Source organism: Galbibacter marinus (assembly GCF_000300875.1).
GTDB lineage: Bacteria > Bacteroidota > Bacteroidia > Flavobacteriales > Flavobacteriaceae > Galbibacter > Galbibacter marinus.
Genome location: NZ_AMSG01000045.1, coordinates 1 through 8,554, shown reverse-complemented (window position 1 = coordinate 8,554; position 8,554 = coordinate 1). Strand labels below are relative to the sequence as shown.

At 37.4% G+C, this 8,554-nt stretch carries 7 protein-coding genes and 1 pseudogene; 1 reads left to right on the top strand and 7 read right to left on the bottom strand.

Annotated features, from left to right (window positions below):
- Positions 1-535 precede the first annotated feature (535 nt).
- Positions 536-1,300 (top strand): polyphosphate--glucose phosphotransferase, encoded by a 765-nt coding sequence (gene ppgK / locus I215_RS15275; protein ID WP_008992894.1) that lies wholly within the window; start codon positions 536-538, stop codon positions 1,298-1,300.
- A gap of 79 nt (positions 1,301-1,379) precedes the next feature.
- On the opposite strand, the gene typA is transcribed toward ppgK, so the two are convergent.
- The 7 genes and pseudogenes from typA to I215_RS15240 form a co-directional block, all read right to left on the bottom strand.
- Complete coding sequence (gene typA / locus I215_RS15270) at positions 1,380-3,185, bottom strand: translational GTPase TypA (protein ID WP_008992893.1); 1,806 nt, start codon at positions 3,183-3,185, stop codon at positions 1,380-1,382.
- Between the two features lie 109 nt (positions 3,186-3,294).
- Positions 3,295-4,788: a M14 family metallopeptidase gene (locus I215_RS15265; protein ID WP_237738983.1), complete on the bottom strand. Its 1,494-nt coding sequence runs from the start codon at positions 4,786-4,788 to the stop codon at positions 3,295-3,297.
- Positions 4,789-4,795: 7 nt separating this feature from the next.
- Positions 4,796-5,446, bottom strand: a complete 651-nt coding sequence (locus tag I215_RS15260; RefSeq protein WP_040460623.1) for an N-acetylmuramoyl-L-alanine amidase — start codon at positions 5,444-5,446, stop codon at positions 4,796-4,798.
- Positions 5,447-5,623: 177 nt separating this feature from the next.
- The gene (locus I215_RS15255; protein WP_008992890.1) at positions 5,624-6,238 is read right to left on the bottom strand and encodes a phosphoadenosine phosphosulfate reductase domain-containing protein; all 615 of its coding nucleotides are present in this window, start codon (positions 6,236-6,238) and stop codon (positions 5,624-5,626) included.
- A gap of 110 nt (positions 6,239-6,348) precedes the next feature.
- Positions 6,349-6,777, bottom strand: a complete 429-nt coding sequence (locus I215_RS15250; protein ID WP_008992889.1) for an RrF2 family transcriptional regulator — start codon at positions 6,775-6,777, stop codon at positions 6,349-6,351.
- A gap of 27 nt (positions 6,778-6,804) precedes the next feature.
- Complete coding sequence (ctlX, locus tag I215_RS15245; RefSeq protein WP_008992888.1) at positions 6,805-7,737, bottom strand: citrulline utilization hydrolase CtlX; 933 nt, start codon at positions 7,735-7,737, stop codon at positions 6,805-6,807.
- Between the two features lie 167 nt (positions 7,738-7,904).
- Positions 7,905-8,513, bottom strand: a pseudogene (locus I215_RS15240) (aldo/keto reductase); the annotation flags it as partial.
- Between the last annotated feature and the right edge of the window lie 41 nt (positions 8,514-8,554).

Below are 8,554 nucleotides of genomic sequence, written 5' to 3'. Positions count from 1 at the left end.
TAGATATTTTGTGTAAGTAATCTTTTCTGATCATCTAATTTTTTGCGGCCCTTGATAAAGGAAAATTTCTCTAACTCCATATCAATGTACATTATATGCGCCTCAGAATATCCGGATTTAACCTCAATGATAATAAGCTTAAGCTTATAACTTTTACCCACTCGAGGTTGACCAGTGAGGATCTTGATAATAGGTTTACCTGTGAAAGGCCTTAACTGTTCAGATAACTATCTCTACTAATAATTTCTTCCATTATAATTGAAGCTTTATTCAAATACACTAAATTCTTAAAGTATACTAGAGGGATTATACAAATAATACAATTTTATAAAGCATACTTTACAAAATATATGGCATACTATTCTAAAATAATGCCTTCGATAGCATTAGCTGCGAATGAATTGTTTTAAAAATTATGTTTCATTTACCTGAAGACAAGTTGACGCTTTTGTACAAAAACCATAAAAATATTTGCCTAACAATACCAATCCTGTAAATTTACAGTTCTAATTCATATAGTTTTAAAGAATTTTACATGGAAGTTTTAGGGATTGACATTGGAGCAACAGGAATGAAAGGTGCAGTTGTGGATATCGATAAGGGTGAATTAACCACTGAACGATTCCGAATAGACACTCCAAGACCTGCAACTCCCCAAGCAATGGTAGAGGTTGTAAAAGCGATCATCGCTCATTTTAAATGGACTGGACCTGTGGGATGCGGATTTCCATCTTCCATTCATCACAGTGTTGTGCTTACCTCAAGTAATCTAAATCCAAAATGGGTAGGTGTAAATATTGATGAACTATTTGAAAAGGAAACTGGCCTTCCCTTTGTCGTGGTCAATGATGCCGATGCTGCAGGAATTGCCGAAATGAACTTTGGAGCAGGGAAAGGAAAAAAAGGTTTGGTTCTTACCATTACCGTTGGTACAGGATTGGGAAGCTGCGCATTTTTTGACGGTAAACTCATTCCAAACCTTGAACTAGGACAGTTGCATTATAAAAAATATAACAAAGTAGAGAAGTTTGCCTCCAATGCAACACGTAAAAAGCACAACATGAGTTTTAAAAAATGGGGCAAGCGCTTTAATAAAGTGCTTAATTATGTGGATTTAGTACTTTGTCCAGACCTTTTCATTATTGGCGGAGGAGGTAGTAAATACTTTGATGAGTACAAAAAGTACTTAAAACTCAAAGTACCGGTTATTCCAGCAGAGTCACGAAATGAAGCTGGGATCATTGGTGCAGCTTATGCCGCTAAATCACTAAAGACATCTAACGAGACTACGATTAACTAAACTCAAAATAGTAATAAAAAAACGAATGATTTTTCAGGTCATTCGTTTTATTTATTATCAAATTAAGTCCAATCTAGGGTTAACCAATTTGTTTACCCATTCGTTTGCGATCTACTTCTTTTAGATAAATCTTACGAATACGCATGGTCTTAGGAGTCACCTCAACATATTCATCCTTTTGGATGTATTCCAAAGCTTCTTCCAATGAAAACTTAATCGCAGGAACAATTTTAGCTTTGTCATCCGCTCCTGAAGAACGTACGTTACTCAATTTTTTAGTTTTTGTGATGTTCACGGTCATATCGTCAGAACGTGAATTTTCTCCCACAACTTGACCCTCGTAAATTTCTTCGTTTGGATCCACAAAGAATTTACCGCGATCTTGGAGTTTATCGATAGAATAAGGTATTGCTTTACCAGTTTCCATAGAGATTAAAGAACCATTATTACGTCCAGGAATTTCCCCTTTATAAGGTTGGTATTCTAAAAAACGGTGGTTCATAATAGCTTCTCCTGCAGTGGCAGTAAGCAATTGGTTTCTAAGTCCGATAATACCTCGTGATGGAATATTGAATCTTATATTCATACGCTCTCCTTTTGGTTCCATACTGAGCATCTCTCCTTTTCTCATAGTCACCATCTCAACTGCCTTACCAGATACCGATTCTGGTAGGTCAATGGTCAACTCCTCAACAGGCTCACATTTTACCCCATCAACTTCTTTGATAATCACCTGTGGTTGTCCAATTTGAAGCTCATAACCTTCTCTACGCATGGTCTCAATTAAAACTGACAAGTGAAGTACTCCACGTCCAAACACCATGAATTTATCGGCACTATCTGTAGGCTGAACACGCAAAGCAAGATTCTTCTCCAACTCTTTGTCCAAACGTTCCTTTATGTGTCTTGAAGTTACAAATTTACCGTCCTTTCCAAAGAATGGAGAATCATTAATGGTAAATAACATACTCATAGTTGGCTCATCGATGGCAATAGTTGGAAGCCCTTCTGGATTTTCAAAATCCGCGATAGTGTCTCCAATATCAAAACCTTCCAAACCAGCAATAGCACAGATATCTCCAGACTGTACCTCATCCACCTTTTTACGACCTAAACCGTCGAAAACGTGTAATTCTTTAATTTTAGATTTCACAATAGTCCCATCTCTTTTAACCAAGGAAATGTTCATATTGGATTTAAGGGTACCTCTTTGCAATCTTCCAATTGCTATTCGACCTGTGAAGGAAGAAAAGTCTAAAGAAGTAATGAGCATCTGTGTAGTACCTTCTTCAATTTTTGGAGATGGTATATGCTCAACCACCATATCTAAAAGTGGCTCAATATTCTCAGTTTGCTGTTGCCAGTCTTCTGACATCCAGTTATTCTTAGCAGATCCATAAACAGCAGGGAAATCTAACTGCCATTCCTCAGCTCCTAATTCAAACATAAGATCAAAAACAGCCTCGTGTACCTCCTCTGGGGTACAGTTTTCTTTATCCACTTTGTTTACAACCACTATTGGTTTTAACTTCATGGATATGGCTTTTTGCAGCACAAAACGTGTTTGTGGCATTGGTCCTTCGAATGCGTCAACTAGAAGTAGAACACCGTCGGCCATATTAAGTACACGTTCAACTTCACCTCCGAAGTCGGCGTGACCAGGGGTATCGATAATGTTGATTTTAGTCCCTTTGTACATTACCGATACATTCTTAGATAGAATAGTAATTCCGCGTTCCCTCTCGATATCGTTATTATCCAGTATAAGTTCACCAGATTCTTGATTATCTCTGAACAGTTCGCAGTGATGTAAAATTTTGTCCACCAAGGTTGTTTTTCCGTGGTCAACGTGTGCAATAATTGCAATATTTTTTATGGTTGTCATATAAACCCTTTATTTTGAGGGCGCAAAGGTAGAGTTTTTTTAGCTGGAATAAATACAAAATTTTAATTAATTTTGAGATTTTATGATAGTTTAATAAACTATTAATCAATTAATTATATATCAGAGCATTTGAAAAATTTGCCTTGGGTTGCTCTAAATCTATTAAAAATCCATTGGTAATTAAATAGCGTAAACGCCCGTCTTTTTTAAGAAAAAAGCAAGGATTAGCTCCTAGATGAAGACTAAAATTAGGTGCTTTATGTTCCTTTAAAATATTTAACGGTACCCCAATTGATTCTTGATCTTCAGGAAACTCTTCAACCACCACGTAGCCATAACCTTGGCTTAAAATTTCTTGAAGGTTTGATTTTAAAACCTTTTCGATGGTAGCGAAGCTTTCTGGATATACCTTAGCGGGCACTGTGGTGTACTCCGAGGCATCCAAAGACTCATATCCGTAATGAGTCGTTAGATCTCCTAAATCGGCAATCCTTCCTTTTTGATAATACCCTTTAGCGTTTTCAGCGGCAATCTGGGGGGTGTTTATGCCTAGATCAATCATATAGGTCTCTCCTAATAACTCATACGACACTTTACTTAATTTTAGATCAAATAGCTTTCTGTCATTTTCTGGGATTGTAAAATATTCCTCGGTGGTATTCTCTAAATATTCTGTGCTAGCAATGGCTTGCATCGCCGATAAAATGGATACAAAATTGAGCTTTCTAAGAAATTGTTTGTCAGGATCATTTGGATAACCTCCGGATTCGATCAATACCGTACTGGTGCCCCACTTTTGGATATTATCTCCAAAAGCCCGAGGTTCAAAGTCATCATTATAGCGTCCAATATGACCTGGAACAAAATTCTCAAGCACTTCGTTCATGTATACAATTAATTTCATGGATCGCTCTCTAACATCATTGACATCTTTTTGGTAATTATAGGCAGGTGCTAGAAACGAAATCGCGGCGGATTTAGGACTTTGACTGGCATTGTAATAGGTACTTTGATCGTGGAGATTAAACCCAAAATCGGCCTCTAAGCTATCGCGAACCTTTTTGAGAGTTTTACTCTCTGGAGATTGAAGACGTATCGCATCTCGATTTATATCAATATCTAGCGCGTTGCGGCGAGTAAACCGCTGGGCACCATCTGGATTTAACATGGGTAGAAAATGAATGCGTAATTTAGAAAGCATTTGGTCTTTCTGATTTTGAAAGTCATCACCCTGAAAAAAGTTGATAATATCAAATAGCGCCATAGTAGCTGTGGATTCATCCCCGTGCATTTGGGACCACAACAGCACATCGATATCCCCTTCCCCAAAGCTTATAAGATTAAGACTCCTTCCCTTAATTGACTTGCCAACCTGAGCAACTTCAAACATTGCATCACCTTTTAGCTCATCGATTAGGGGCATTATTTGATCGTGGGTAAAGCGTCTGGTCTGAAGTGCATGCTCTTTGTAGTGGTCATAGCTTTCAAACAGTTGGTTGTAAAACTCTTGTGACTGAAGGTAAAAACAAGACCCGAATAACAACACTGTTATCAATATCATTTTACGCATTTGATTCATGAGTTTTATTTTAAAAGATTGCATTTTATAATTATTTAGGAAGTGGTTTAAAATTTAAATCTTTAAGGTTAGCCCTTAGATCTTGCATGAATTGCTCCCCTGGATCAGATTTCTTGGTGCGATACCCTGCATCTAACTCCTTCCATAGATCAGTAGATTCAAAGAGGGTGTACTCATAATGTCCAATAACGTAATCTATAGGATATTTCTTTTTTAGTTGCTTAATTAATTTGGTATTAGCCTTGAGTTGGGATTTGGTAAGTGGCGCCTTAGGGCCTCCTATATTTTCGATTCCAATAGCGCAATGATTAAGTCCTATAACATGACGTGCCATAAGTGTATCTGGCATAAGTTGGTATATACTTCCATCGCGATCGATAACGTATTGTGAGGAAACATTTAATGCACTTGCACCTGAGATTGCTGTTCGATGTGAAGGAAGAAGGCTTTGATCAAATACCTCAAATGTCTTCTCATAAGTAGGAACCGCCGTCCAATGAACCACGACCATTCTCGGGATAATCGTTGGCTCAGGTTGCTGTATTTCATAATGGCTTTGCATATAGTCCAAACTGAGCTCTTTACGCTGCTGATCAAAAACAATAGGATCTTGGATAATTTTGGGTCCACAACTAATCAGTAGCAACATCGATAAAAGGAATAACAGAGTGTGAGATTTCATCAGCATTTAAGGTTGTTTTGATCACTAAAAATACTGATATGTAAACAGCTTTTATAAGCTTTGCAGGTTTTATTTTTTCTTACATAAAACTACATATTAATTTAAAAAAAAGAAGCCGAATTAAAGCGCACTAAACGCTCATTCGGCAACTTTCCATTATGCAAAAAAGTGTATTGTTTATTGGATGTGCAGACCGCACTCCCTGTTTTCTAAAACTTTAGTAGGATCAAAATATTTAAATTCATTTTCCAATTGATTCTCCTTCAAATATATATCCAGCTCTTGGTCACTCCAATAGAAAAAAGGACTCACTTTCAAAACACCGTCTTCACCTTTACTAACAATATCAAGAGTATCTCTAAAGGCGGTTTGACCTTTTCTGAGGTTTGTAAACCAAATATCGGGTTGATTTTCCTTCATAGCTCTTTGGAAGGGTTCCAATTTTACTTGTTGGGTAAATTCTTTATGTAGAGGATCATCAATCCCAGGTATTCCGCCCATAACAGCATCTCTGTAGGAGGATGTTTGTTTAGGAACATATAATTTCACCTTTAACCCCAAAGCTTCAATTAGGCGATTAGCGTGCAAGTAAGTCTTGTTGGTATTGTAGCCCGTGTCACACCATACAACCGTCACATCTTTATTCTGTTGTGTGACTGCGTGTAATATCGCAGCCTCATAGGGACGAAAGTTAGTTGTTACAACTGGTTTATCACCTTGAGCCAATGCCCAATTTACAATCTCTGCTGGTGACTTTGTTTTTAATTCTTTATTTACAGCTACTAAATCCATAACACATTTTATCAAATCGATAGGACAAATATATTAATAGTCTAGTAAACCTATAGGCTTTTAACAAAAATATTACATAAGTTTTTTACCTAGTAAAGAAATACAACAATTTACAGATGTGGTAATGTGGTATTTGTGAGGTCTTGTAGTGTTTTATTTTCTAGTATTTTTAAGGTGCTATCGCGAACTTCCATCATAAGAATACTGATGGAACAAGTTTGTTCATCCTTACAGTCTTCACATTTCTCATAGAAGTTCAAACTAACGCAAGGTAACATCGCAATTGGACCCTCAAGTATGCGTATCAGTGCTGCGACGGAAATATCTTTGGGTTCACGTATAAGATAGTAACCTCCTCCTTTTCCTTTTTTAGACCCTAAAAAACCACTGTTTTTTAATTGTAGTAAGATAATTTCCAAAAACTTTTTGGAGATATTCTCTTCCTCGGCAATTTCAGAGATCAACACTGGGTTTTTTGATTCTTTTCTTGCCATATAGGTCAAGGCCTTCAATCCGTATTTTGTCTTTTTTGATAGCATAATTCCTTAATCTGTGTTTGTAATATACTATTTTTTTGGCAGAAACACTTCAGCCATCATACACCGTGCGCTTCCTCCTCCACAAGTTTCAATAGTGTTAAGATCCGAAGATAGTATTGTGGTGTAACGCTCAAGTTTAGTTCGTTGGTCGTTTGTGAGACTCTTTTGTGCCGTGGCACTCATAACCACAAAGGTTTCTCCCTTATTATTTTGAACCTGAAGCATGTTTCCTGCAAACTCATCGAGCTGTCCTTCGGAGATTTCAATAATTTCCTTCCCATTATCTTTAAGGTGCTTTACTACATTTTTTCGCTCCTTTTTATCATCGATACTATCAAGACAAATCACTGCAAAATCAACTCCCACACACATCATAACATTGGTATGATAAATAGGTTTACGCACTCCACCTACACTTTGGTAGGCAGTAAACCAAACAGGGGTGTATTCCATCTCTTCACAAAAGTAGATAAACAAATCTTCATCTGCTCTATCCGATAAGGCGCAATAGGCCTTTTCATGAACACGATCTAAAATAACACTTCCTGTACCTTCTAAAAAGTCCCCGTCCATTTCAAAGGACGTAAAATCTGCCACTTCATCAATATAAAACCCCTCGCTATCCAATAATTCTAGAACATCCTCCCTACGCTCTAATCTTCTGTTCTCTGCAAACATAGGGTATATAACTACAGTTCCATCTTCATGAGTAGAGATCCAGTTGTTCGGAAATATAGAATCCGGGGTATCTGGTACTAGATCATCCTGAAATACAATCACATTAATTCCAACTCCTCTAAGGGTATTTACAAAGTTATCAAATTCTTTTTGAGCTTTTATCGTAATAGCATCTTGAGTCATATCAAGATCCTGTTGAAAGAAATTGTTAACTGCAGTCTGCTCGTTCATTCTAAATTGAGCAGGACGCACCATAAGGATAGAGTCTGTAATTTGTGTCATATTGCTTAGGTCAAATTTTTCACAAAACTACAAATTAAACCCCAATCTTATAACAAAGCTTGTAAATAACTATTGGGGTTGTAAACCTGTATATTAGCGCTTATTATTAAGGTATTTCTCTGGATGGCAATACTCTATTGCAACCCTTAATTTAACACCTACTTGCATTAGCGAGCACCCACCCAATGGGGGTAAATGGGTGTTGTCTCGGTAAGATTATCTAAATTTTTGATATGCTCCTGTGACATGGTCCATTCAAGGCTGTTTAAATTTTCAATAAGCTGCTGCTCATTCCTTGCGCCAATAGTAACATTACTTACAGTTTCTTGATTTAAAAGCCAATTAATGGCTACCTGTGAAATACCCATCCCAGTCTGTTCGGCTATATCTTCTAAAGCATCTACCACGGTAAAAAGATACTCATCCCTCACAGGAGGTGATCCTACCGCGCCCCCTGATTGTATTCTCCCCTTTTCAAGGGGCTTATTTCTTTTTATTTTCCCAGTAAGCCTCCCCCAGCCCAAAGGGCTCCATACCATCAGTCCCATATTTTGGTCTTTAATCAGTGGCATTAGTTCTTGTTCGTAATCCCTGCCAATAAGAGAATAATAGCCCTGGTAGATAACATACTTCTCTAAATTGTGTTTTTCTGAGATGGACAAGGACTTCATCAGCTGCCATGCAGCAAAGTTCGAACAGCCAATATATCTAACCTTACCACTAGAGACCAAATCATTCAAAGTTCGTAATGTTTCTTCCACAGGAGTTACAGGATCAAAACCATGCGTGAACTACCCACCCACGGCAGAGCCAATGG